Genomic DNA, 21,801 nt, shown 5'->3' on the forward strand with positions numbered 1-21,801 from the left:
CCGCCGCATTTGAAGCACGAAGCGCAAGCCGCGTGCCACGTAAGCTCGGCGGCGCGACAGCGTCTACGCTTCATCTTCCCAATCGCGCCATTCGACGTCGTGCGTCTCGAGGTAGCCGTTCACGGCTTGTCCGACGGTGGGGAAAAAGTGCTGCTCGCCGATTGCGTCGAACAGGCCATAGTGTTTCAGGCTGTCCTTCACGGGCCCCTTCATCTCCGCGAAGCAGAGCGTCACGTTCAACGCGAGCAGTTCGTCGCGAAGCCGCGCGAGCGTGTCGGCGGCGGTGAGGTCGACGTCCGTCACCGGTTCGGCGGCGATCACGATCCACGCGGTCTGGGTCGGCGCCTCGCGGACCGCCTGTAGCATGCGCTCGCGAAAGATCTCCGCGTTGGCGAAGAAAAGCGGCGCGTCCCATCGCAACAGCACGAGCCCCGGAATGCGGCGGGCCTCCGGATGCCGGGCGAGGTCGTGATAGCCCTTGATCCGGTCGACGCGGCCGAGCACGGCGGAATACGGACGCCAGCCGCGCCACAGGAACCCGAGAATCGCGAGCGCCAGCGCAATGCCGATGCCGTTCACGACGCCGATCAGCGCGACGCCGGCGAGGCACGCGATGGATTGCACGAACTCGCTCGGTCTGAGCCGGTAAAGCCGCCACACGCCGCGCACTTCCAGCAGCCCGAGGCACGCGGCGATCACGACCGCGGCAAGCGCCGCCTGCGGTGTGTCGCGCAGCGCCCGCGGCGCGAACAGCAGCAGTCCCGCAACGACCAGCGCGGCGACCACGCCGGTCGCCTGGGTTTTCGCGCCGGCCGCTTCCGCGACCGGCGTGCGCGAGCCGCTCGCGCTCACGGCGAAGCCATGCGCGACGCCCGCCGCGATGTTGGCGAGCCCGAGCGCGACGAACTCCTGATTGCGGTCGACGGCTTCGCCGCTGCGCGCCTCGTAGGTCCGCGACAGGATGCTGATGTCGGTGAACGAGACGAACGCGATGGCGGCCGCGCCGCCGGCGAGCGTCGTCCATTCGTCGAGCGCGAGCGCGGGAATGTGCAGCGCCGGCAGTCCTTGCGGCATGTTGCCGATCACCGCCAGCCCGAAGCGCGGCGCGAGATTCAGCGCGGCGACCGCAAGCGTCGCGCCCGCGACCGCGACGAGCACGCCGGGCATCTTCGGCCAGTAGCGCTTGCAGCCGAGGATCACGGCCAGCGCCGCAACGCCGATCGTCAGCGCCATGCCGTTGATCTTGCCCGCGGCCACGCCGCTCGCCAGCTCGCGCACTTGCGCGAGGAACGACGCTCCCTGCACCTGGAAGCCCAGCAGCTTGGGTATTTGTCCGACGACGATGGTCAGCATGATGCCGTTGAGGTAGCCGTAGCGAATCGGCAGCGACAGCAGTTCGGTGACAAAGCCCAGCTTCAGCATGCCGACCGCCAGGCAGATCGCGCCGGAGAGTAGCGCGAGGCCGCCGGCGAGCGCGATCGCGTGTTCCGTGTTGCCGTGCGCCAAGGGCGCGATGCTTGCCGCGATCAACGCGACCAGCGCCGAGTCGGGACCGAGCACGAGAATCCGGCTCGGGCCGAACAGCGCGTAGGCGAGCAGCGCCGCGAGCGACGCGTAGAGTCCCGAGACGACGGGCAAACCGGCGGCTTCCGCGTAAGCCATGCCGGCGGGCACCAGCACGGCGCTGAGACTGAGGCCCGCGATCGCGTCGTGCGGCAGCCATGCAAGCCGGTAGCCGCGCGCCACCGCCAGCCCGTTGACCCAGCGCGAGACGATACGCCCGGTACGGCTCGACGGCCGCTCGGACTCGCCGGTGTCAGGTTTCATGAAAACCCTCTCACTCGAAATTGATTCGATGGTCGCTCAATTTCTTGCGTGAGGCGAGACGTATCGCTAGCGGACTGGTTGCACCGCAGCGAGCGCTGTTATTCCGTTTCGCTGTCGTCGGTGTCCGCATTGGCGCTGACCGACTCCTGGTTCATTGCCGCGGCCGCGAGTGTCGTTGCAAGCTCGGGATGCGCCTCTTTCCGCTCGCTGTAGCGATCGGTCAGGTAGTCGGAACGGTCGCGCACCAGCAGCGTGAACTTGTACAGCTCTTCCATCACGTCGACCACGCGATCGTAGTAAGCCGAGGGTTTCATTCGGCCGCTGGCGTCGAACTCCTGCCACGCCTTCGCCACCGACGACTGATTGGGGATCGTCACCATGCGCATCCAGCGGCCCAGAACCCGCAGCGCATTGACCGCGTTGAACGATTGCGAGCCGCCGCACACCTGCATCACCGCGAGCGTGCGGCCTTGCGTGGGACGCACGCCGCCGCTTTCGAGCGGCAGCCAGTCGATCTGGTTCTTGAAGACGGCCGTTAGCGTGCCGTGACGCTCGGGGCTGCACCACACCTGTCCTTCCGACCACTCGGAGAGCTTGCGCAACGCCGCCACCTTCGGATGATCGGCTGTCACGCTGTCCACGATCGGCAGATCGTGCGGATCGAACACGCGCGTGTCGGCGCCGAAATGACGCAGAATGCGTTCGGCTTCGAGCGTGAGCAGCCGGCTGTATGACGTGGGGCGCAGCGAGCCGTAGAGCAGCAGAATCCGCGGCGCGTGTCGCGAAACCACGGGCGCTTCGAGCTTTTGCAAGTCCGGCGTGTCGAGGTGCGGGGCGCTGACGTTGGGAAGATCCTGCGTCATGAGCGGGTTCTCCGTCCTTCGCTATCGATGACCTGTTCGCCGTCTTCCTTCGTGAAAGAACCCTTTTGCGCGGCGGGCAAAATGTCGAGCACGATTTCGGACGGCCGGCACAGACGCGCGCCGAGCGGCGTCGCGACGAACGGGCGATTGATCAGGATCGGATGCGCCAGCATCGCGTCGAGTAGTTGCTCGTCGGTCAACGACGCGTCGTCGAGTCCCAGTTCCGCGTAGGGCGTGCCCTTTTCACGCAGCGCGGCGCGTACCGTGAGGCCGGCGCGGGCGATCAGATCCTTCAGCGTCTCGCGATTCGGCGGCGTTTTCAGGTACTCGATGATTTCCGGCTCGATGCCGGCGTTGCGGATCATGGCCAGCGTATTGCGCGACGTGCCGCAATTCGGGTTGTGATAAATCGTGACGCTCATAGCGGTTGTCCCTTGTTGCCGAGTTTAGCTTCGTACCAGTGCTGCGAACGATTGACGACGCCGACCACCAGCAGCATGACCGGCACCTCGATCAGCACGCCGACCACCGTCGCCAGCGCCGCGCCCGAATGAAAGCCGAACAGGCTGATGGCCGTGGCCACCGCAAGCTCGAAGAAATTGCTCGCGCCGATCAAACTGGATGGACCCGCGACGCAATGCGCGACGCCGAGCCGGCGATTGAGCAGATAGGCGAGGCCTGAATTGAAGAACACCTGGATCAGGATCGGCACCGCGAGCATGGCGATGACGAGCGGCTCATCGACGATCGCCTGTCCTTGAAAAGCGAACAGCAGCACGAGCGTCGCGAGCAGCGCGCTGATCGAATACGGGCCGAGGCGCGCGACGGTCTGCCGGAAATGCGCCTCGCCTTTCGCGAGCAGATGCCGGCGCAGCCATTGCGCGAGCACGACCGGAATGATGATGTACAGCGCCACCGAAATGATCAGCGTGTCCCACGGCACCGTAATGGCGGACAGCCCGAGCAGCAGCGCGACAAGCGGCGCGAAGGCCACGATCATGATGGAGTCGTTCAACGCCACTTGCGAAAGCGTGAAATACGGATCGCCCTTGCAGAGTTGCGACCAGACGAACACCATCGCCGTGCAGGGCGCGGCCGCCAGCAGGATCAGGCCGGCGATGTAGCTGTCGAGCTGATCGGCGGGGAGCCACGGCGCGAACACATGGCGGATGAAGATCCAGCCGAGCAGCGCCATCGAGAACGGCTTGACCAACCAGTTCACGAACAGCGTGACGCCGATGCCGCGCCACTGGCTTCTCACCTGCGTCATCGCGGCAAAGTCGATCTTGACGAGCATCGGAATGATCATCACCCAGATCAGCACGCCGACCGGCAGATTGACCTGCGCCACTTCCATGCGGCCGAGCGCCTGAAAGAGTTGCGGGAGCATTTGCCCGAGCGCGATGCCGCCGACGATGCACAGCGCCACCCACACCGTCAGATAGCGCTCGAAAAAACCGATCGCCGGCCGAGCGCTGGCGCTCGCCGTTTCAGTGCTGCTCATTGGATTCCTTTGCGGGTTTTTCGCCGATGGCGCAGCAATCGGACAAATCGCTCGCGGCACAGGTCGCGCCGGCGCAGCAGTTGTCGGTGAGAAAGCCGATCAGCCCCGTCATCGCGTCGAAGTTCGCCGTATAAATAACGAACCGCCCCTCTTGCCGCGGCTTCACCAGGTCTGCGTGAGACAGATCTTTCAGGTGAAACGACAGGCTCGATGGAGAAAGGCCGACTTGCTGCGCAATCTCGCCGGCGGCCATGCCGCCCGGGCCGGCGACCACCAGCAGGCGAAAGATCGCGAGGCGCGAGTCATGGGCGAGGGCGCCGAGGGCGCGTACAACGAGGGTCGAGTCCATGCCCGCCACGATAAGCCATTTGTTTCGTCATTTCAAGAGTTCTTGAATTGACGAATCGAAGAGGCGATGCAGGCCATTGACGACCGCCGCGGCGCCGTTAAGCGGACATCGTTCACGTCCTCAGCAATAAAACAAACCATCTGGACGGTTTACACGGGGAATCGCCGATGTTAGTCTGCGTCCTCGGATGCTCGCGCATGTTTTGGCGCGGCTGCGTGAACCTGCAATCGCGCTTCCAGAGGAACAATGGACAACCCCACCCGCTCAGAACGTTCTCGCCACGCGGCCATTCAGGCGGCGCTCACCATCGTCGCTCGCGACGGTCCGGGACGTCTGACGTTTGATGCTACCGCGCGCGAAAGCGGCATGAGCAAGGGTGGATTGATGCATCAGTTCCGCACCAAGAGCGAGGTGCTGAGAGCGTTGCTCGACCACCAGACCGAGTACTTCGAGCAATTCTCCCGGGACTATCTGGCTGCGCTCGGCTCCGCCGCGCGCGAAGCCGATCTATTGGCACAGATCGCGACATTGCGTGAAACGGTTACCCAGCCGCACTCCGTCGCCCTGGCCGTACTTGCCGCGCTCGTGGAAGATCCGACGCTTTTGTCTCCCGTTCGCAAGGGCAATGCGGCGAAGGTCAAACGTATCAGGAGCGAGGCAGCCGATCCCGACCTGGCGCTGCTGCGCTGGGCCGCGGCCAATGGCCTCGCATTGACGGCTCTGCTGGGGCTTTGTCCGTTTTCGGTAAAGGAGCGTGCGCGGTTGTTCGATCGCCTGCTGGATGAACGCCAGTGGTCGGCTATTGCTCACGTCAAAGGCGGGCCACGCGCCGTACCTGTATCGCGCCGTTCCAGCACTTCGCCAAACGAACGCGAATTGATTGTTGAGCGTTAAAAACTTCTGACTCAGGCGTCGCCGGGCATCAGCCACGGGCAAATCCCAAGCTTCAGATACAAAACAAACCGTATAGCTGGTTTTAACGAAGTAATTTGCCGTACCCCACAGGGAATCGAAACTGGAGATCTGAATGTATAAGTCAATGAAGCCGCGGCATCTGCTGATTGCCGCCATTTGCACCGCCTTGATCGGCTGTTCGAGCGTGAAGCCCGTTGCGTATTCGGGGATCGCCTCGTCGTCCTCGTTGCAACCGAATCAGCAGGATGAGTCCGGGCGAGTGCCTTATCGCTTTGCGACTCAGGTGGATTGGCGCAAGTACGGCCGGGTGATCATCGATCCGGTCGTGGTTTACCGTGGCGCCGACAATCAGTTCGGCGACATGCAAGACAAGGATAAAGCGGCCCTCGCCGGTTACATGCAAACAACGTTTGCCGAAAAGCTGCGCACGCGTTTCGAACTGGCGAACGAGCCGGGCCTGAGCACGCTGCGCCTGAAGCTGACGCTGACGGGCGCGGCCACCACGACGCCGGTGATCAGCACCTTTTCGCGCTTCGACATTGCGGGCGGCATTTACAACGTCGTTCAAACGGCCCGTGGCAAAGAGGGCGCTTTCACGGGCTCCGTCAGCTATGCGGTCGAAATCTACGACGCCTCGACCAACCGCCTGCTCAATGCCTACGTAACGAAGCAATACCCCAATCCGTACAACCTGGGCGCGAGTTTCGGATCGCTCAGCGCGTCGAAAACCGGCATCGATAAAGGGGCCGACGCGCTCGTCGCGCAATTCAAATGAACCAGGTTTGCCACGCGACATAACCGGTGGAGGCGGCCGGCTCGCGCGGCATTGACCGGTCTCCACGGCGCTGCATGAACGTGGCCGCGCCGGCCGGGTATAAGGCGCGCGCTTCCCGGAGCGTGCGGCCGCTAGCGAATGCAAAAAATGAAAAAAGCCAAATTGATTGCATGTCACGAATGCGACTTTCTCCAGTGGGAGACGCCGCTCGTCGAGAACGGTGTCGCGCGATGCCAGCGATGCAATGCAACGCTCTACCGCTGCTTGCCGGCAACCTATGATCGCGCGCTCGCCCTCACCCTGGCTGCCGCCGTGCTGTTCGTGGTGGCGAACTGCTTTCCGATCGTCGGCCTGTGGGTCAATGGCGTGCTGGTCGAAACCACGCTTTTCGGGGCGGCTTATTCGCTGTACCTGGACGGCATGTGGCCGATTGCCGGACTCGTGTTCGTCACAACGCTTCTGATGCCGGCGTTGAACATCGCGTCCGTGATCTATGTGCTCATACCGTTGCATATCGGCGGCCTGCCTCAACGTTCCGAGATCGTGCTTCGTGTGCTCCGCCATGTTGCGCCGTGGGGAATGATCGAAGTGCTCATGCTCGGCATGCTGGTCGCGCTCGTCAAACTGCAGCACATTGCCTCGGTAGTGCCCGGCGTCGCGATCTGGGCATTCGGCGCGGTCATGGTGCTGCTCGCGGCAGCGGCCGTGACATTCAATCCGCGCGATATATGGGCGCGCCTCGATGCGGTGCAGGGCCGCGGCATGCCGCCTGCGCTCGCTTCCCACGCCACACAAGTGACCGCCGCGCGTGCGGGTCTGTTCGTGTGCCACGATTGCGGCTTGCTGTCGAAGCCGCTCGTTCACGGTCACGTCGGAACCTGCCCGCGTTGCAGCGCGGCGCTGCATTTGCGCAAGCCCAATAGTCTTTTGCGCACCTGGGCATTTCTGTTTGCCGCGATGATCCTTTACATCCCGGCCGTTCTGTTGCCGGTCATGGTCACCAGTACGCTGTTCGGCGCGCAATCCGACACAATCCTGAGCGGCGTTGTTTATCTCTGGACCTCGGGATCATGGCCGCTTGCCGCTATCGTTTTTGTCGCAAGCATCGTGGTGCCCATGCTCAAGATTCTGTCGTTGGTCTACCTCGCGTGGAGCACCCAGTTGCGCTCTCCGCTGATTCCACACACGCGAACGCGTATTTACCGCGTCGTGGAGAGGGTCGGCCGCTGGTCGATGCTCGATATTTACGTCATTACCATTCTGGTTGCGTTCGTGCAGTTCGGCACCGTTGCCTCGGTCGATGCGGGTCCTGGCGCCATCGCATTCGGCGCGGTCGTGGTGCTCACCATGTTCGCCGCGCTGTCATTCGATCCCCGGCTGATATGGGACGCCGTGGAGCCGGAAGGTGAATAGATCGTCAGCGCAGAACGGAACCGCTATTCCCGAAGCCGTCGCGATCGAACCATCGAAGTGGCGCATTCAGTTGATCTGGCTGGTGCCGCTGATCGCCGTACTCGTTGCCGGTTGGCTGGTGGTGCGTTCCGTGATGCAAACGGGCCCGACCGTCACGATCCGCTTTTCGACCGGTGAGGGCATCGAGGCCGGCAAGACCAGGATCAAGTTCAAGAACGTCGACGTGGGCATCATCAAAAGCGTCGAGCTTTCCGACGACCACAAGACCGTGCTGGCCAGCGCGGAGATGTCGCGCAACGCTTCCAGCATGCTCGTCGACGATACGCGGTTCTGGGTTGTCCGGCCGCGCATTGCCGGCGGTACGGTATCGGGTATCGGAACGATATTGACCGGCTCTCACATCGGCATGGATATCGGCACTTCGAAAACAGCGCGTGGCGATTTCGTCGGACTGGAGTCGCCACCGGCTCTCGCATCGGGCACGCCGGGGCGGGAGTTCGTGCTGAAGAGCGAGAACCTCGGTTCACTCGATATCGGCTCGCCGGTTTTTTTCCGGCGCCTTCAGGTCGGGCAGATCGTTTCATACGCGCTCGACGCGGACGGCGTCGGCATGACGCTGCACGTTTTCATCAATGCGCCCTACGACAAGTACGTCACCAGCGACAGCCGCTTCTGGCACGCCAGCGGCGTGGATATGACGTTGGATGCGAGCGGCGTGAAGATCAACACCGAATCGATGGTGTCGCTTCTGATTGGCGGCCTCGCATTCGAGACTCCGCCTGACGCGACGCCCCGAATCGAAGCAGAAGCGCGGCACGAGTACAAACTTTTCGCCGACCGTGCCGAGGCGATGAAACGGCACGACGCAATCGTCGATAAATACGTGCTGAACTTCAAGGAATCCGTGCGCGGCTTGGCCCTCGGCGCGCCGGTTGATTTCCGCGGCATCGTCATCGGCGAGGTGTCGGCGATCAGCTCGCATTTTGATCCGGCGACAAAGGCGTTCGATATCCCCGTCGAAGTCAGCATTTTCCCCGAGCGTTTGATTTCTCGCGATGACGCAGGACGCGCCGTCGGGCGAATACCGTCGGAGCGCAACGCGTTTGCGGACTACCTGGTGACAAAAGGAATGCGTGCGCAACTGAGAACAGCGAGCCTGCTGACGGGCCAACTCTATGTCGCGATCGATTTCTTCCCCGCGTCACCGAAGGCGAGCATGGACTGGAACAAAAAGACGCCCAAATTGCCGACCGTGCCGGGCAACTTGCAGAGTTTGCAAGACTCGATCACCACGCTCGTGGCGACGTTGAACAGGATTCCATTCGAGGGCATCAGCCGCGATCTGCGCAAAACGCTCACTGACGCGGACACGCTGATGAATACGATCAGCACCGATCTCGCGCCCGACGCCAAGGCGACGCTGAGCGCGGCGCGCGAAGCGCTCACGTCGGCGAATCGCGCGTTGCAAAGCGACTCGCCGTTGCAGCAGAGCAGCGCCGAGACAATGCGCGAGTTGTCGCGCACCGCGGCCTCGTTCCGCTCGCTGGCGGAGTACTTGCAACGCCACCCGGAAGCGCTGCTGCGCGGCAAGGTCGAGGACAAGTAATGCGTCGATATGCAACGCTACTGCTGGGCGTGTTCGTGCCGATGCTTCTGGCGGGATGCGCGAGTTCGCCGGCGTCGAGGTTCTATACCTTGAGTCCGGTTCAGGCTGTCGCGCCGCCGCAAGGCGCCAATGCGATCGCGATTCAGATTGCTATCGACCCGGTTACAGTGCCCGAACTGGTCGATCGGCCGCAAATCGTTTCGAGGCTGGATGCGAACCGCGTGTCGATTAACGAGTTCGCCCGCTGGGCCGAGCCATTGAAGAGTCAGATTCCGCGCGTGCTGGCCGCGGATCTCACGCGGCTCATGCCGGGCGCGATGATCTCCACCTATCCGCAGCGCGTGGACGATGACGCCTACCGCGTGTCGATCGACGTGCAGAGCTTCGATTCCTCGGCGGACGGCACGGTAACGCTGGCCGTGATCTGGTCCGTGCGCGCGCCGAGGGGAGGGCGGAGAGTGAACGGGCGCTCGGTCGTGCGCGAGTCGGCAAGCGCGCCAGGCTACGACGCGCTGATCGAGGCGCACAGCCGAGCGCTCGCGTCGGTGGCGAGAGATGTCGCGGTGGCGGCGCAATCGCTCACGCCGCCATGAGTTTCTGACCCACGGCTTGCGCACCAGCAACCAACCAGCGACCAACCACCAACCATTCACGCGGACATCTTCCCATCGGACTCGTCGTCCGCATGGTCCACCGCCGCGCCCGCCGCATCGCGCATGCCATACGCGGTCATCAGCCGATACAGCGTGACGCGCGAGATGCCGAGCGCCGTCGCGGCTTCGCCCAGCCGGTTGTTGTAGCGCCGCAAGGCGGTTTCGATCGCGCCGCGCTCGGCCGTTTCGCGGATATGGTCGAGCGTCGCGGTTCTCCTGTCGGCAGGCGATTCGAGATCGAGGTCGTGCGGCGTCAGCAGCCGGCCTTCGGCCATCACGAGCGCATGGCGCACGCGATTGATCAACTCGCGCACATTGCCGGGCCAGTGGTAGTGGCGCATGGCCTCGATCGCCGACGGCGTGAAGCCATGAATCTTGTGCGTGCTGTCGGTCTTGTACTTCTGCAGAACGTGGTGCGCGAGCACTTCGATATCCGCGCCGCGCTGGTTCAGCGGCGGTTCGTCCACGCGCAGCACGCACAGGCGATGGAACAGGTCGGCGCGAAAGCGTCCGTCTTCTATCGCCGCTTCGAGGTCGACGTGAGTCGCCGAAATGATGCGGATGTCGACCGCAATCGGCTCATTGCCGCCGAGCCGCTCGATCTTGCCTTCCTGCAGGAAGCGCAGCAGGCTCGCTTGCGCTTCGAGCGGCATGTCGCCGATTTCGTCGAGAAACAGCGTGCCGCCGTTGGCCGATTCGATGCGGCCTATCTTGCGCCGGTCCGCTCCCGTAAACGCGCCGCGTTCATAACCGAACAACTCTGACTGGAGAAGATTGTGGGCAATCGCACCGCAATTGATCGCCACGAACGGCGCCTTGCGGCGCGGCGAGCGACGGTGGATCGCGAGCGCGGTGAGTTCCTTGCCGGTGCCGGACTGGCCGGAAATGAACACGCTGGCGTTCGTGTTGGCGACCTTGCGGATGGTGCTGAATAGCTGCCGCATGGCCTCGCAATTGCCCACCATCTCGTCGTCGTCCGCGAGCGGGGTTCCGGCGGCGGTGTCGAGATAATCCAATGCCGCCATGCCCCGAGCGTGCCCGAGCACGCGTGCGATCGATTCGCGCGGCAACGGCAGCGTGACGTAGTCGAAACAGTAATTGCGGATCAGCTCGCGCACCGGCTTGCTGGCCGCCTGGCCATCGGCCGTGACCGCCACCCAGCCGATCGCCGTTTGGCTCAGGCAGGCCTTGAGCACGGAAAAGTCGCGCAGCGTGAAGCCGTCGAAATCGATGAGCCCCGCGGCGACGCCGGTCTTCCTCGTCGCGGCCTCGGCGCTGGCGGGGGTTTTCGCCACGACCACGTCCCAGCCGGCCGCGCGCAGGTCCGCGAGAAGCGCGTCGTCCGGTGTGCGAGCAACGCAGATCAGACGGCGCCGAGTGTCGGGCAGGCGCGCGGGAGCCGGCCCGGCCGGACCGGCCGTCGCGCAGACGACCGTTGCAGCGCGCTCGGATGACTTTCGCACGGTACGTCCCCCTTCATTCTTGCGTCGGTGCGCGCCCGCACACCTGTTGCCGCGAGGAGCGTGAAACGCCCCCTCGGCAATAACGTCCGGATTCGCCCCTGGACGTATCGGTACTTTCCCCGGCGACATGCGATGCACGAACACCCGATGCACACCCGCCGGTTCGAGCACCTCCTAACCGCCGCCGCTCAACGTGGGCAGCAACACCCGGTAGATGTGGATGAACGCGGGCCCGAGCAGAACCGTGAGCAGCGCGGGAAAGATGCAGAAGATCAGCGGAAACAGCAATTTCAGCGCGATCTTCGCGGCCTGTTCCTCGGCGCGCATGCGACGGCGCGTGCGCAGCGTGTCCGACAGCACGCGCAACGACGAGCCGATACTGGTGCCGAACCGTTCGGCCTGCACCAGCATCGCGCAAAACGAATCGACATCCTCGACGCCCGTGCGCAGCGAGAGATTGCGTAGCGCCTTTTCCTTGGTAAACCCGGAGCGCATTTCGAGCAGCATGAGTTGCAGTTCGCTCGCGACCACCGGGCTGCGCAATTCGATTTCTCCCGCCACTTTCATCAAGCCCGCGTCGAGGCTGAGACCCGCTTCGACGCACACGGTCAGCAGATCGAGCGCGTCGGGGAAGTCCTCGAAGATGGTCCGCTTGCGCCACGCGATGCGCCGCGTCAGCACCACGTTCGGCAGGTAGTAGCCGAACGCGGCGAGCAGCGCGAGCGTGCCCATGAACATGTACTGTTGCGCGAAGAACGACGTATTGGACAGCAACACGAGCGCGATCAGCGGCAGCACGAGCGCAAGGATGGTCTTGGCGGCGAAATAAAGCGCGGCGGCTCCCTGCGTGCGCCAGCCCGCGTTCATCATTTGCACGCGCAGCGCCGAGTTTTCCCAGCCTTCGGCCGGGATCGACAGCTTCGAGATCGGCTGCGAAATCTCCGCGAGCTTTTCGAGCCAGGCGGACCCGGTCGACGTACTGCCGGGTTCGGACATCGGCAGGTTCGCGCCGCCCGCCTGCTCGATGCGCCGGCGCATATCGCGTGGCGAGAGCAGCAGCATCGCGGCGAATGCCGCGCCGAACACCACGGCGAAAAGACCGGCCAGCAACAGCATATGCATCGAGTCGAGCGTTTGCATGACAACTCCCTGGTATCTTGTTACGCGACACGCCTGCGAGGCGGGCGCGTCAGACGCGAATCTTGACGATGCGCCGCATCCACATCACGCCGAACAGCATGGAGAAGGCCAGCGTCTGCAGCATCTTGATGCCGGCCGGGTCCTGCCACAGCACGTCGAGAAAGCTGGGGTTCAGGACCATCATGAAGCCGGCGGTGACGAACGGCAGCAGGCCGAGGATCCACGCCGACAACTTGCCCTCGGCCGACAGCACGCGGATCTTGTCGAACAGCTTGAGGCGCTCGCGGATCAGCGTCGCGATGCCGTCCAGCACCTCGGCGAGATTGCCGCCCGTTTCCCGCTGAATCAGCACGGCGATCACGAAGTAGCGCAGATCGCGAACCGGCACGCGCGTCGCCAGATTCAACAGGGCTTCGTTCAGCGAGACGCCGTAGTTGATCTCGTCGAACGTGATGCGGAATTCGCCGCCCATCGGCTCGGCGAACTCGGTGCTCACCATGCCGATCGCGCCCGAGAACGCGTGCCCCGCGCGCAGCGCGCGGCTGATCATGTCGGCGACGTCGGGCAACTGGCGTTCGAGTTGACGCAGCCGCTTGCTGCGCCGCCGGCTCACGTACAGGAACGGAATCGCCGAGGTGGTGAGCGCGCCGAGCGCGGCGAACAGCGTCGGCACCGGTGCGAACGTGGCCGCCCCGAGCACGGCGGCCGGCAGCACGAGGCTCGCGCCGAACAGCCGCGCGATCGACCACTTGAGCCCCGACTGCTGGATCCACAAGTCGAGCGTCTGGATGCGCGGCAGCCGCATCAGCAGCTTGTCGAGCGTTTGGGACTCGCTCAGCATGCGGTTCTTCAGGATCGTGAGGCGATCCTTATGCACCTGGCCGCCGGCGGACAACGCGCGGATTCGCGATTCGATCCGGCGCGCGGAAGGGCCGTGACGATTGTTCCACCACTGGTAGCCGCCCTCGAGCGCGAGCACGACAGCGAGGAACAGCAAGATGGCGAATGCGTAGAAGATCGGGTTCATGCAGGTCTCCTGAGACCGCGACGAGTCAATGAGCGGATCGGCCTCGCCGGATCAACGGGTTTCGAAGTGCCGTCCCGGATCGTAGGTCTGATCGGGCAGGTTGATGCCGAACGCCTGCAGGCGCTCGGCGAATTTGGGCCGCACGCCGGTCGCGCAAAAGTACCCGCGCACCGAACCGTTTTCGTCGATGCCGGTCCGCTTGAACGTGAAGATTTCCTGCATGTTGACGATGTCGCCTTCCATGCCGGTGATCTCCTGAATGCTGACGATCTTGCGGCGTCCGTCGGTCAGGCGGGCCGCCTGTACCACCACCGAGATGGCCGACGAAATCTGCTGGCGCATGGTTTTGGTCGGCAGCGACAGGCCGCCCAGGTTGATCATGTTTTCGAGGCGTGTGAGCGCATCGCGCGGCGTATTCGCGTGGATCGTGGCGAGCGATCCTTCGTGACCCGTGTTCATCGCGTTGAGCATGTCGAGTGCTTCCGGCCCGCGCACTTCGCCGAGAATGATGCGGTCGGGCCGCATCCGCAGCGCGTTGCGCACCAGCGTGCGCTGCGTGATCTCGCCGCGCCCCTCGATGTTCGGCGGGCGTGTTTCGAGCCGCAGCACGTGCTGCTGGCGCATCTGCAGTTCGGCGGCGTCCTCGATCGTGACGATGCGTTCGTCGTCGGGAATGAAGCCCGACAGCACGTTGAGCAGCGTGGTCTTGCCGCTGCCGGTGCCGCCCGACACCAGCACGTTGACCTTCGCGCGCGCCAGCGCATCGAGCACCTCGGCCATCGGCGGCGTCAGGCTTTGCAACTCGATCATGTCGGAGACCTGCAACGGATTGACCGCGAAGCGCCGGATCGAGAGCAGCGGTCCATCCACCGCCGAGGGCGGAATGATCGCGTTCACGCGCGAGCCGTCCGGCAGACGCGCGTCGACCATCGGGCTCGATTCGTCGATGCGGCGCCCGACGCGCGACACGATCTTCTCGATCACCTTCATCAGATGCGTGTCGTCGTAGAACGTCACGTCGGTCAGTTCGAGCCGACCCTTGCGTTCGACGTAAGTGTGCTGGTACGTGTTGACCAGAATGTCCGACACGGTCGGATCGCGCAGCAGGCTTTCCAGCGGACCGAAGCCGAACATCTCGTCGTACACGTCGATCACCAGTTGGCGGCGTTCAAAATCGTTGGCCGGCGCTTTCTCTTCTTCGAGAATGCGCGTGATGAGCGTGCCGATTTCCTGGCGGACCTGATCGGTCGGCAGGCGAGCGAGACGTTCGAGTTCGACGCGCTCGAGCACGCACTGATGTATTTCGCGTTTGAGCTTCTGGTAAGCGCCCCGCGCCATCTGATTCGACGAATGGTGGCTGCTTTCGCGCTCGGCGAACGGCTGCACGCGTTGAGCGGAAATCTGTTCACGCAGCGACATGGTGTGTCTCCCTGTTGTGTATCACATAGCCTTGAGTTTCGGCGCCGGCTGGCGGCCGAAGAAGCGGCTCAGCAGCGGCTCGCTTTTGACGCGGCTGCCTTCGGGTCCCGCCGAGAGGCTGACGATGTTGCCGGCGAGCGCGAGCAGGCTGCGCGACACGCTGCTAGTGCGGCTCACCTTGGTGATCGGCACGCCGTGATTCACCGATTCCAATACCGTGTCGGTATCCTCCGGGATCACCTGGTACGGCCGCATGCCGAGCACTTCTTCGAGCGCGGCGCGCGCGCGTTCGCCGTGGCGCGTGTAGCGGTTCAGCAGCAGCCGCGTGCGGTCGGCCGGATAGGCGAGCGACGCGAGGATTTCCTGCAGACGCCGGCCGGCTCGCACGTGCGGCATGCTTGCCTGCAGCACGAGATGAATCTGGTCGCTGCGATCGAGCGCGAGGATGGACAGCGCGTTGACGGACTGGCCCAGGTCGAAGATCACCATGTCGTAGCGCGGAACGGCCACGCCCAGGATCCATTCGAGCCTTTCTTCCTTGATCTCCGACGCCTTGATCGGATCGCCCGCGCCGGCGAGGATGTGGAACGTGTCGCTCACGTGCACGAGGCAGGCGTCGAAGAAAGCCGCGTCCATGCGCTCGACCTGAGCGCACATTTGCGGCAGCGTGGAGGGCGCTTTTTCCTCGGTCACGAGAAACGCGGCGTCGCCGAAAAGCTGATTGAGGTCGATCAGCAGCACGCGCTTTTTTTGCGTCTCGGAGATCGCATGCGCGACGTTGCTGGCAATGAAGCTGGTTCCCGCGCCGCCCTTGCAGGACAGGAACGAAACGATCTGCGTCTCGTGCGCGCCATTGAGCGCCCGCTGACTCTCGATGCGCGAGAGCGCGTCGCCGAGCGAGGCGCGATTGAGCGGCCAGCCGAGCACGTCGCGAAAGCCCGCGCGCATGGCTTCGATCAGCGTCTGCGGCGACGCGTCGGGAATCAGCAGAATGCTGGTGACGTGGGTGCGCCCGCTGCAGAGCCTCGCGACGACCGGCAGTTCCGCGGCATCGAGCGACGCGGCGTCGACGATCAGCACGTCGAACGCGTCCAGGCTGTCGCCGCGCTCGATCAGCAACGACGGCCTGCCTGCCACGCGCGTGGTGCGATAGTTGCCGCACTCGCCGATCAGACGCACGATTTGCGCGAGCCGCGTGGCGTCTTCCGAAGTGATGAGAATGTTGATCATGATCGTGGTGGCCTGGTTATAGGAAGTTATTGACAGACGGTGCCGCCGGTCGACGTCGCGAGGCTTTCGCGCGGCAGCGTGGTGGTGAGCGGCGGCATCGTGAGCGTGAGCGGCACGAACGGAATCATGGTTTGCACGCTGACGTTGGTGACGCTGACGGTAACGAGCCGGCATGTGTTGCGCGCCGTGGCGGGGTCCGCGTCGCAGCCGGTCGGCGTGTACGCGACGTTCACGTTGGACGAGGCGAGCAGGGGCAATAGGCTGGTCATCTTGCTCTTGATCACCGCCGCGTTGGCATCGCACACCACGGCGGTGCGCGCGCCGAGACGCACCGCCTCGCTCGCGGTGTTCCAGTAAAACAGCACGCGGCTGAATTCGCAGATGCCGATCAGCACCGTGCAGAGAATGCCGGCAACCAGTGCGAACTCCACGACGGCGGCGCCGCGCTGCTTGCGCAGCCGCCTCGATACGGATAACGGTAGCGGGTTCATGACACTTGCCTCATCACGGTAACGATGTTGCCGAACGTCAGGCCCACCAGGTTGAAGTAGGTGAGGAGCGGCGAGTACGGATACCCGGCGATCTTCACTTCGACCAGGTTGATGCTGCCGGCGGCGTTCGAGGGGCCGACGCCGTTGTCGTTGTCGTAGGTCGGGACGTTGGCGAACTGCGGCGGGTCGGACGGATCGGTGCAGCCGCTCGTGTGCGCGCTGTCGCATACGACCACCATCGAAGTCGTCAGGCCCGACACGAGTTCGGTTCCGCTGCCCGACGAGGGGCACGTCGTGCTGCCGTAGACGGCGAGGCACTGAGCCTGCGCGAGCGGGTAGGCGCTATCGGTCGGCAGGTAGGTGGACAGATAGCGGGCCGCGTCGCGCGTCGCCTTGGTGAGCGCTTCGTACTGGTAGATCGCGTGACCGAATTCGGCCACGCCGGCCACGAGCGTGACGAGCGGAATCAGCACGATGGCGAATTCCACCGCGGCCGAGCCGCGCATGCGCGCCAAACGGGAAGAGTGTTTTTTCATGACGGCCCCTATTGCAACAGCACGGGAACTTGCGGTCCGACCGAGCTGCCGGAGCCCGGCACGCCCTGGGTCGCGCACGGGCTTCCCGCCATCGACGACGAACCGCGGTACTCGAGATGGACAGGCCCGGCGGTGCCGGTGGAGCCCATCGGATCGAGCATCAGCACGCAATCCCACGTCACGACCGGGGCGCTGTGGGCGCTTGCCAGCGTGCCGCAATCCAGTTCGGGGGCGAGCGCGAGACGCCGGTCGGCGCCGAGCGGATAGTTGCCGGCGCTGTACGAGCCCTTGGTGTTGACGCCGGAGAGCGTGTCGCCCTGATAGCTCTGAAACGTGTTGCGCTTGCTGACGAAGTCGCTATAGGCGTTGAACGGTGGGCTGAAGGTGCTCGCCGTGTACGCATATCCCGTGAAATCCGGCGCGCCGTCCTGAGGTCCCTTGAACGAGGTGCCGTAGATCCCGAAGCGCGTATTCCATGCACCCGCGTCGGCGACCTTGTTGCCGGTCGAACCGATGCTCGCGCCGACCGCGGGCAGGCTGCAAAAATTCCCCGTCAATTCGTTCTTGATCGCGACCGCATTGCTGCTGCCGTCGAGGGCGGCCCAGCCAAAGTTGCCGGGGCCGTCTGCCGGCGAGGAGCCGCTTTTCGACGCGATCCACTGCCCGATCGTATAGCTCGCGCCCACGATGGGCGGCGTGACCTCCGTTCCCGGCTTGCAGATGAAGACCGGAATCGCGCAGGTGGTTTGCGCCGCGCCGACGGTCGCGACCGCCGAAGCGGAAACCGTCGCGTTGGCGATGGTCGCGCCGGTGAATGCGCCGAGCACCTGGATGAACCAGTGCGCGATGTTCGACTTCGACGTCGTGCATTTGGCGTACTTCATGCTCGCCGGGCTGGCGACGGCGCTCTTCGGCAGGAACGGGTTGCTCAGCGAATCGCTGAACAGCACGCTGCTGTCGGTCGTCAGTTGCACCGCGCCGCTTTGAAACAGCGCGTAGTTGAGGTGGCCGGCCGTGATGCCGGCGGCCTCGGGCACGGACAGATTGACGGTGGCGCCGGTGAGATCGCGCGCGGCCGCCAGCGCGCAGGCATCGGCGCTGTTCTGCAACTCGCTCTTGGCGACGTACAGCTTGCCGAGATCGAGTGCGAGACCCACGAAGCCGATCAACGCCACCAGCGACACCGCGACGATGATCGATACCGCGCCGCGTTCGCCGCGGCGAGCCGCGCGGTATCCCCCTGATTGTTTTACGCGATACATGACGCCCCCCGGTGCATGGTGTCGTTACTGGCTGCCGCCCCCGCTGCCGACGCCGATGACGAATGCATTCGGTGTCGGCACGGGTTGTTGAAACGACTTGTCGTAGGTGTTCATCGCCGAGGCCGCGGCCTTGCCGTCCACGCCCTGTGCCGCTTGCGCGTGTTCCGCCGCGTGCGGATCGATGATCTGCGCCTGGGTGACGCTTTTCAGCGCCTCGCCGATATGCGCATCCCAGATCGGCGTGCTGGTCATGCAACCGCCGAGCGCCGCGCAGACCGGCACGATGAGCGCGGTCCAGCGTGCGAAAGCAAAGTGTTGGTGTTTCATGAGATTCCCCTTGGCGTCACATCAATGTTGGAGCGCGGCGCTCGAAGCGTCCGCTTTCGCGACTTCCTGCTTCGCCGTGCGCGCGGCGATCCGTGCCGCCGCGCTTTCGATACGGGCGGCGCGAGCGGCCTGCGCGGAGTCGGCGGATGGCGTCGGCGTCTCCGCCAGCGGTTCCACGGTGACCGTCGTCGCCGGCACCGCGGCCGACGTGACCGGTGGCGCGTCGGGCTGCCGCAGCACGGTTTCCGTCGGTTCCTGACGCGCCGGCGCGGGCGTGGGCTGCGGTGCTTGCGGCTTCACGGAAGCCGGCGCGGTAGCGGGTGCGGTAGCAGGCGCGGCGGCGGGTGTGGCGTTGGCAGGCGCGGCGGCGGATGCGGCAGGTGTGACGTTCCCAGACGCTGCGTTCTCCGGCGTCGCGGCGCTGGGCGCGGCGGTCGCTGCCGGCGCTTTCAGCTTCGGATGACGGCCTTCCATGTTGCCGGTGGCGTAGACATCGACCGCGTTGGCCGGCGAGAAGCTGTCGGTCGGCAGCGGGTAGTCCGCGGTCTGCAGCGGCTTGACGAGGTGCGGCGTGATGATGAACACCAGCTCGGTCAGGTCCTGCTGGAACGACGTGCTGCGGGCCAGCGCACCGAGCACCGGAATTTCGCCGATGCCGGGCACCGCCTTCAGCGCCCCGGTGACGTTGCTCTTCATGAGTCCGCCGATTGCGAACGACTCGCCGTCGCTCATCTGCACGACCGTGGACGCGCGGCGTGTCGTAATGAGCGGCAGGATCGACACGCCGCTCACGTTGGTCGCGCTGAGCGTGATGCCGGTCGGCGAGAGTTCGGAGACTTCAGGCGCGACCTTCAGGCTGATGCGGCCATTGGCGAGCACCGTCGGCGTGAACTTCAGGCCCACGCCGAATTCCTCTTCCTGCAGCGTGATGGTCGTCGCGCCCGTGCTGCTGCTCTGCGGCACCGGAATGAAGATCTTGCCGCCCGCGAGGAAGGTGGCTTCCTGTCCGCTGATCGCGACTAGGTTCGGTTCGGCGAGAATCTTCACGAGGTCGTCGGTCTTCTGCGCGTCGACCGCGAAGCCGAACGGCCGGTTGTTCGCCTTGTTGCCCGCGGCGAAGCTGGTTACGCCGGCCAGCAGATTGCTCACGAGCGCGCCGCTCCATGAGCCGAAGCCGCCCTGAATGTTGAATGCGGCGCCCATCTGATTGATGAGCGTCTTCGACACCTCGGCGACCTTCACTTCGAGCATCACCTGTTGCGGCGCATCCACCACCATCATGTTGATGACGTCGGCGGGTTTGCTGGTGCTCGAGCTTTGCTGGGCCACATTGTTGCCGTTGCCCATCGTGCCGGTGCCGCTCTGCGATTGCTGCGTGGGCTGGGCGCTCGCGTGGGCCTTGGCGATTTCCATCGCCTGCTGGGCAGCCGGCGAGCTCGACACGTGGCCGCCGAGCACCAGGTTGCCCGCCGCGGTCGACACGCGGATGCCGCGCTCCGCGGGCAACAACTGCCCGAGCGATTGCTGCACGCCGTTGGCGTCGATGTTGACGATCACGTCGATGATCTGGCAACTGCCGCTGCGTCCCTGCACGATCATGTTGGTCGTGCCGACCGCCATGCCGACGAGGTACAGCGTGCGGGGCGATACCAGCGTCGCCTGCACGATCGTCGGATTGCCGAGCGTGCGGTTGCGGACCGCTTCGGCGAGCGGCAGCAGGGCCGACTTGCCGACCGGCACGACGACGCTGGTTTGCTCATGGACCGCGCCGGTGCAGTCGGGGCCGCGCAGCGGCGCGGCCGATCCGCCGGCCGGCGTCGGCGCCGCGGCGAGCATCATCTGCCCGGGCACGCGGCCGCCCGGCAAGGGCGTGTTCGGCCGCGCTTTGGCGAGCGCCGGACCCTCGAATGCTTCCTGCGCCACGCTGCCTTGCGCAACCATTAGTCCGGCGCACAGTGCCGAGGCGACTACGACGCCACCCAGCGAGCGGCCACGCTTTGCGCCGCCGGATGAGAACCCCAGTTTCGTTTTCATTTCTTCATCCCCCATTCCCGACATCTTGTGAATCGAGATTTCTGATCTTTGCTTTGGTGTCAGCTGCGGCGTTCCGTCTTCGCGGATGCCGCCGCGTCCGGTTTAGAAACATTCGACACTGCCCAGCACACCCGAGAGCACGCCGACGCAATCGCGCTTGACGGCCGGCCGGGCGGCGTAACGCACCTTCGCCGGCTGGACCGGCAAGGCGGCCGGCGCCGAGGCGGGCACGGCCGCGGAGGTGCCGAGCAAGGTGAATTTGGTGGCGCCGACGGTCGGCAGCGTGGCCTTGTCGATCTGATTGCGCAGCACGAGCGAGAGCGTGCCGACGCTGCGCGCCAGATCGAGTTTTTCCGCCTGCACGGGCGAGACTTCGAGCGTGACGGCGTTGACGACCTTCGGCGCGGTATCGTCGCGATTCACCTGCTGCGCCACCGCGAGCACCAGGATCTTTTCCAGCACGATCTTCGAAATGCTTTGCTGATCGGCCTTGCCCGGTTCCTGCGTATTCACGATCACGTCGACGTAGTTGCCCGGCAGCGCGAAGCCCGCCACGCCGACCACGTCGTTCACGCGCACCGTGATCGCGCGGTTGCCTTCGCCGATCACGGCCGACAGGCCGCCCTTGGTGCCGATCGGCGCGAGCTTCGATTCGATCACCGGCTCGCCGCGGCCGAGACTCGTGCGCACGACGCGGCCCTCCAGCGCTTTCGGATCGGTGAACGCACCGGGCGGCACGCTGCCCGTCGGCCAGTTGACGGTGCGGATCAGGCCGGCGTTGAGCGGCTCGCCGAGATTGACGTCACCCGCGGCGACCGCGATCGGCGTGATGGCGCTCGACGAGGTTTGCATCAGCCACCGCGAGGCGAAGACCACGGCAGCGAGACCCGCCAGGACGGCGATGGCCAGCATGACTAAAGCGCGACTGTTTTTCATGGTGATACTCCTGCGTAGGTCGTTGGACACT

General features: G+C 64.7%; 21 protein-coding genes. 5 read left to right on the forward strand and 16 right to left on the reverse strand.

Translation table 11 applies throughout. From position 1 onward, the window contains the following. Window positions 1-63: 63 nt before the first annotated feature. The 5 genes from CUJ90_RS25995 to CUJ90_RS26015 form a co-directional block, all read right to left on the reverse strand. Complete coding sequence (locus tag CUJ90_RS25995) at window positions 64-1,827, reverse strand: SulP family inorganic anion transporter (RefSeq protein WP_114164172.1); 1,764 nt, start codon at window positions 1,825-1,827, stop codon at window positions 64-66. Between the two features lie 98 nt (window positions 1,828-1,925). Beyond that, complete coding sequence (gene arsH / locus CUJ90_RS26000; RefSeq protein ID WP_073428894.1) at window positions 1,926-2,690, reverse strand: arsenical resistance protein ArsH; 765 nt, start codon at window positions 2,688-2,690, stop codon at window positions 1,926-1,928. Next, a complete protein-coding gene (gene arsC, locus CUJ90_RS26005) occupies window positions 2,687-3,112 on the reverse strand; it encodes an arsenate reductase (glutaredoxin) (RefSeq protein ID WP_073428893.1) in 426 nt (141 codons plus the stop codon). The genes arsH and arsC overlap by 4 nt, the downstream gene beginning before the upstream one ends. Continuing rightward, entirely contained in the window at window positions 3,109-4,194 is a 1,086-nt protein-coding gene (gene arsB, locus CUJ90_RS26010) for an ACR3 family arsenite efflux transporter (RefSeq protein WP_114164173.1), read from the reverse strand. The genes arsC and arsB overlap by 4 nt, the downstream gene beginning before the upstream one ends. Beyond that, complete coding sequence (locus CUJ90_RS26015; RefSeq protein WP_114164174.1) at window positions 4,181-4,543, reverse strand: ArsR/SmtB family transcription factor; 363 nt, start codon at window positions 4,541-4,543, stop codon at window positions 4,181-4,183. Before CUJ90_RS26015 ends, arsB begins: the two co-directional genes overlap by 14 nt. 246 nt (window positions 4,544-4,789) lie before the next feature. On the opposite strand from CUJ90_RS26015, the gene CUJ90_RS26020 reads away from it, so the two are divergent. The 5 genes from CUJ90_RS26020 (at window position 4,790) to CUJ90_RS26040 (ending at window position 9,845) form a co-directional block, all read left to right on the forward strand. Beyond that, a complete protein-coding gene (locus tag CUJ90_RS26020; protein WP_114164175.1) occupies window positions 4,790-5,437 on the forward strand; it encodes a TetR/AcrR family transcriptional regulator in 648 nt (215 codons plus the stop codon). 133 nt (window positions 5,438-5,570) lie between these two features. After that, complete coding sequence (locus CUJ90_RS26025; protein ID WP_083081445.1) at window positions 5,571-6,233, forward strand: DUF3313 domain-containing protein; 663 nt, start codon at window positions 5,571-5,573, stop codon at window positions 6,231-6,233. A gap of 147 nt (window positions 6,234-6,380) precedes the next feature. After that, window positions 6,381-7,646 carry a paraquat-inducible protein A gene (locus CUJ90_RS26030; protein ID WP_083082969.1) on the forward strand — a complete coding sequence of 422 codons (1,266 nt, stop codon included), beginning with the start codon at window positions 6,381-6,383 and terminating at the stop codon, window positions 7,644-7,646. Beyond that, window positions 7,639-9,252: a PqiB family protein gene (locus CUJ90_RS26035; RefSeq protein ID WP_114164176.1), complete on the forward strand. Its 1,614-nt coding sequence runs from the start codon at window positions 7,639-7,641 to the stop codon at window positions 9,250-9,252. The genes CUJ90_RS26030 and CUJ90_RS26035 overlap by 8 nt, the downstream gene beginning before the upstream one ends. After that, window positions 9,252-9,845 (forward strand): PqiC family protein, encoded by a 594-nt coding sequence (locus CUJ90_RS26040; RefSeq protein WP_114164177.1) that lies wholly within the window; start codon window positions 9,252-9,254, stop codon window positions 9,843-9,845. The genes CUJ90_RS26035 and CUJ90_RS26040 overlap by 1 nt, the downstream gene beginning before the upstream one ends. 56 nt (window positions 9,846-9,901) lie before the next feature. Here the strand turns inward: CUJ90_RS26040 and CUJ90_RS26045 are convergent, their stop codons facing one another. From CUJ90_RS26045 to cpaB, 11 genes are all read right to left on the reverse strand, one after another. Next, the gene (locus tag CUJ90_RS26045; RefSeq protein WP_422879707.1) at window positions 9,902-11,368 is read right to left on the reverse strand and encodes a sigma-54 dependent transcriptional regulator; all 1,467 of its coding nucleotides are present in this window, start codon (window positions 11,366-11,368) and stop codon (window positions 9,902-9,904) included. 174 nt (window positions 11,369-11,542) lie between these two features. Continuing rightward, window positions 11,543-12,508, reverse strand: a complete 966-nt coding sequence (locus CUJ90_RS26050) for a type II secretion system F family protein (protein ID WP_083081443.1) — start codon at window positions 12,506-12,508, stop codon at window positions 11,543-11,545. Window positions 12,509-12,557: 49 nt separating this feature from the next. Further along, a complete protein-coding gene (locus CUJ90_RS26055) occupies window positions 12,558-13,535 on the reverse strand; it encodes a type II secretion system F family protein (protein ID WP_073428886.1) in 978 nt (325 codons plus the stop codon). A 51-nt stretch (window positions 13,536-13,586) separates the two neighbouring features. Continuing rightward, window positions 13,587-14,954, reverse strand: coding sequence for a TadA family conjugal transfer-associated ATPase (locus CUJ90_RS26060; RefSeq protein WP_073428885.1), 1,368 nt, complete (start codon window positions 14,952-14,954; stop codon window positions 13,587-13,589). A gap of 21 nt (window positions 14,955-14,975) precedes the next feature. Next, on the reverse strand, window positions 14,976-16,184 hold the full coding sequence (locus CUJ90_RS26065) for a CpaE/TadZ family protein (protein WP_083081441.1): 1,209 nt from the start codon (window positions 16,182-16,184) through the stop codon (window positions 14,976-14,978). 26 nt (window positions 16,185-16,210) lie between these two features. Continuing rightward, window positions 16,211-16,675 (reverse strand): TadE/TadG family type IV pilus assembly protein, encoded by a 465-nt coding sequence (locus CUJ90_RS26070; RefSeq protein ID WP_073428883.1) that lies wholly within the window; start codon window positions 16,673-16,675, stop codon window positions 16,211-16,213. After that, entirely contained in the window at window positions 16,672-17,181 is a 510-nt protein-coding gene (locus tag CUJ90_RS26075) for a TadE/TadG family type IV pilus assembly protein (protein ID WP_083081439.1), read from the reverse strand. Before CUJ90_RS26075 ends, CUJ90_RS26070 begins: the two co-directional genes overlap by 4 nt. Before the next feature lie 38 nt (window positions 17,182-17,219). Continuing rightward, window positions 17,220-18,473 (reverse strand): pilus assembly protein TadG-related protein, encoded by a 1,254-nt coding sequence (locus CUJ90_RS26080; RefSeq protein WP_083081437.1) that lies wholly within the window; start codon window positions 18,471-18,473, stop codon window positions 17,220-17,222. Between the two features lie 24 nt (window positions 18,474-18,497). After that, a complete protein-coding gene (locus CUJ90_RS26085; RefSeq protein WP_083081436.1) occupies window positions 18,498-18,800 on the reverse strand; it encodes a hypothetical protein in 303 nt (100 codons plus the stop codon). Window positions 18,801-18,821: 21 nt separating this feature from the next. Next, window positions 18,822-20,834, reverse strand: a complete 2,013-nt coding sequence (locus tag CUJ90_RS26090) for a type II and III secretion system protein family protein (protein ID WP_083081434.1) — start codon at window positions 20,832-20,834, stop codon at window positions 18,822-18,824. Between the two features lie 102 nt (window positions 20,835-20,936). After that, window positions 20,937-21,770: a Flp pilus assembly protein CpaB gene (gene cpaB / locus CUJ90_RS26095; RefSeq protein WP_073428878.1), complete on the reverse strand. Its 834-nt coding sequence runs from the start codon at window positions 21,768-21,770 to the stop codon at window positions 20,937-20,939. Window positions 21,771-21,801: the final 31 nt, after the last annotated feature.

The organism is Paraburkholderia terricola (genome assembly GCF_003330825.1).
Lineage (GTDB): Bacteria > Pseudomonadota > Gammaproteobacteria > Burkholderiales > Burkholderiaceae > Paraburkholderia > Paraburkholderia terricola.

Bases quoted from the DNA above. Each gene is read 5' to 3' on its own strand.
- arsC (WP_073428893.1), bottom strand. From the start codon at position 3,112: ATGAGCGTCACGATTTATCACAACCCGAATTGCGGCACGTCGCGCAAT.
- cpaB (WP_073428878.1), bottom strand. From the start codon at position 21,770: ATGAAAAACAGTCGCGCTTTAGTCATGCTGGCCATCGCCGTCCTGGCG.
- CUJ90_RS26075 (WP_083081439.1), bottom strand. From the start codon at position 17,181: ATGCGCGGCTCGGCCGCGGTGGAATTCGCCATCGTGCTGATTCCGCTC.
- CUJ90_RS26020 (WP_114164175.1), top strand. From the start codon at position 4,790: ATGGACAACCCCACCCGCTCAGAACGTTCTCGCCACGCGGCCATTCAG.
- CUJ90_RS26055 (WP_073428886.1), bottom strand. From the start codon at position 13,535: ATGAACCCGATCTTCTACGCATTCGCCATCTTGCTGTTCCTCGCTGTC.
- CUJ90_RS26040 (WP_114164177.1), top strand. From the start codon at position 9,252: ATGCGTCGATATGCAACGCTACTGCTGGGCGTGTTCGTGCCGATGCTT.
- CUJ90_RS26060 (WP_073428885.1), bottom strand. From the start codon at position 14,954: ATGTCGCTGCGTGAACAGATTTCCGCTCAACGCGTGCAGCCGTTCGCC.
- CUJ90_RS26070 (WP_073428883.1), bottom strand. From the start codon at position 16,675: ATGAACCCGCTACCGTTATCCGTATCGAGGCGGCTGCGCAAGCAGCGC.
- CUJ90_RS25995 (WP_114164172.1), bottom strand. From the start codon at position 1,827: ATGAAACCTGACACCGGCGAGTCCGAGCGGCCGTCGAGCCGTACCGGG.
- CUJ90_RS26090 (WP_083081434.1), bottom strand. From the start codon at position 20,834: ATGAAAACGAAACTGGGGTTCTCATCCGGCGGCGCAAAGCGTGGCCGC.
- CUJ90_RS26080 (WP_083081437.1), bottom strand. From the start codon at position 18,473: ATGTATCGCGTAAAACAATCAGGGGGATACCGCGCGGCTCGCCGCGGC.
- CUJ90_RS26015 (WP_114164174.1), bottom strand. From the start codon at position 4,543: ATGGACTCGACCCTCGTTGTACGCGCCCTCGGCGCCCTCGCCCATGAC.
- CUJ90_RS26065 (WP_083081441.1), bottom strand. From the start codon at position 16,184: ATGATCAACATTCTCATCACTTCGGAAGACGCCACGCGGCTCGCGCAA.
- arsB (WP_114164173.1), bottom strand. From the start codon at position 4,194: ATGAGCAGCACTGAAACGGCGAGCGCCAGCGCTCGGCCGGCGATCGGT.
- CUJ90_RS26025 (WP_083081445.1), top strand. From the start codon at position 5,571: ATGTATAAGTCAATGAAGCCGCGGCATCTGCTGATTGCCGCCATTTGC.
- CUJ90_RS26030 (WP_083082969.1), top strand. From the start codon at position 6,381: ATGAAAAAAGCCAAATTGATTGCATGTCACGAATGCGACTTTCTCCAG.
- CUJ90_RS26050 (WP_083081443.1), bottom strand. From the start codon at position 12,508: ATGCAAACGCTCGACTCGATGCATATGCTGTTGCTGGCCGGTCTTTTC.
- CUJ90_RS26085 (WP_083081436.1), bottom strand. From the start codon at position 18,800: ATGAAACACCAACACTTTGCTTTCGCACGCTGGACCGCGCTCATCGTG.
- arsH (WP_073428894.1), bottom strand. From the start codon at position 2,690: ATGACGCAGGATCTTCCCAACGTCAGCGCCCCGCACCTCGACACGCCG.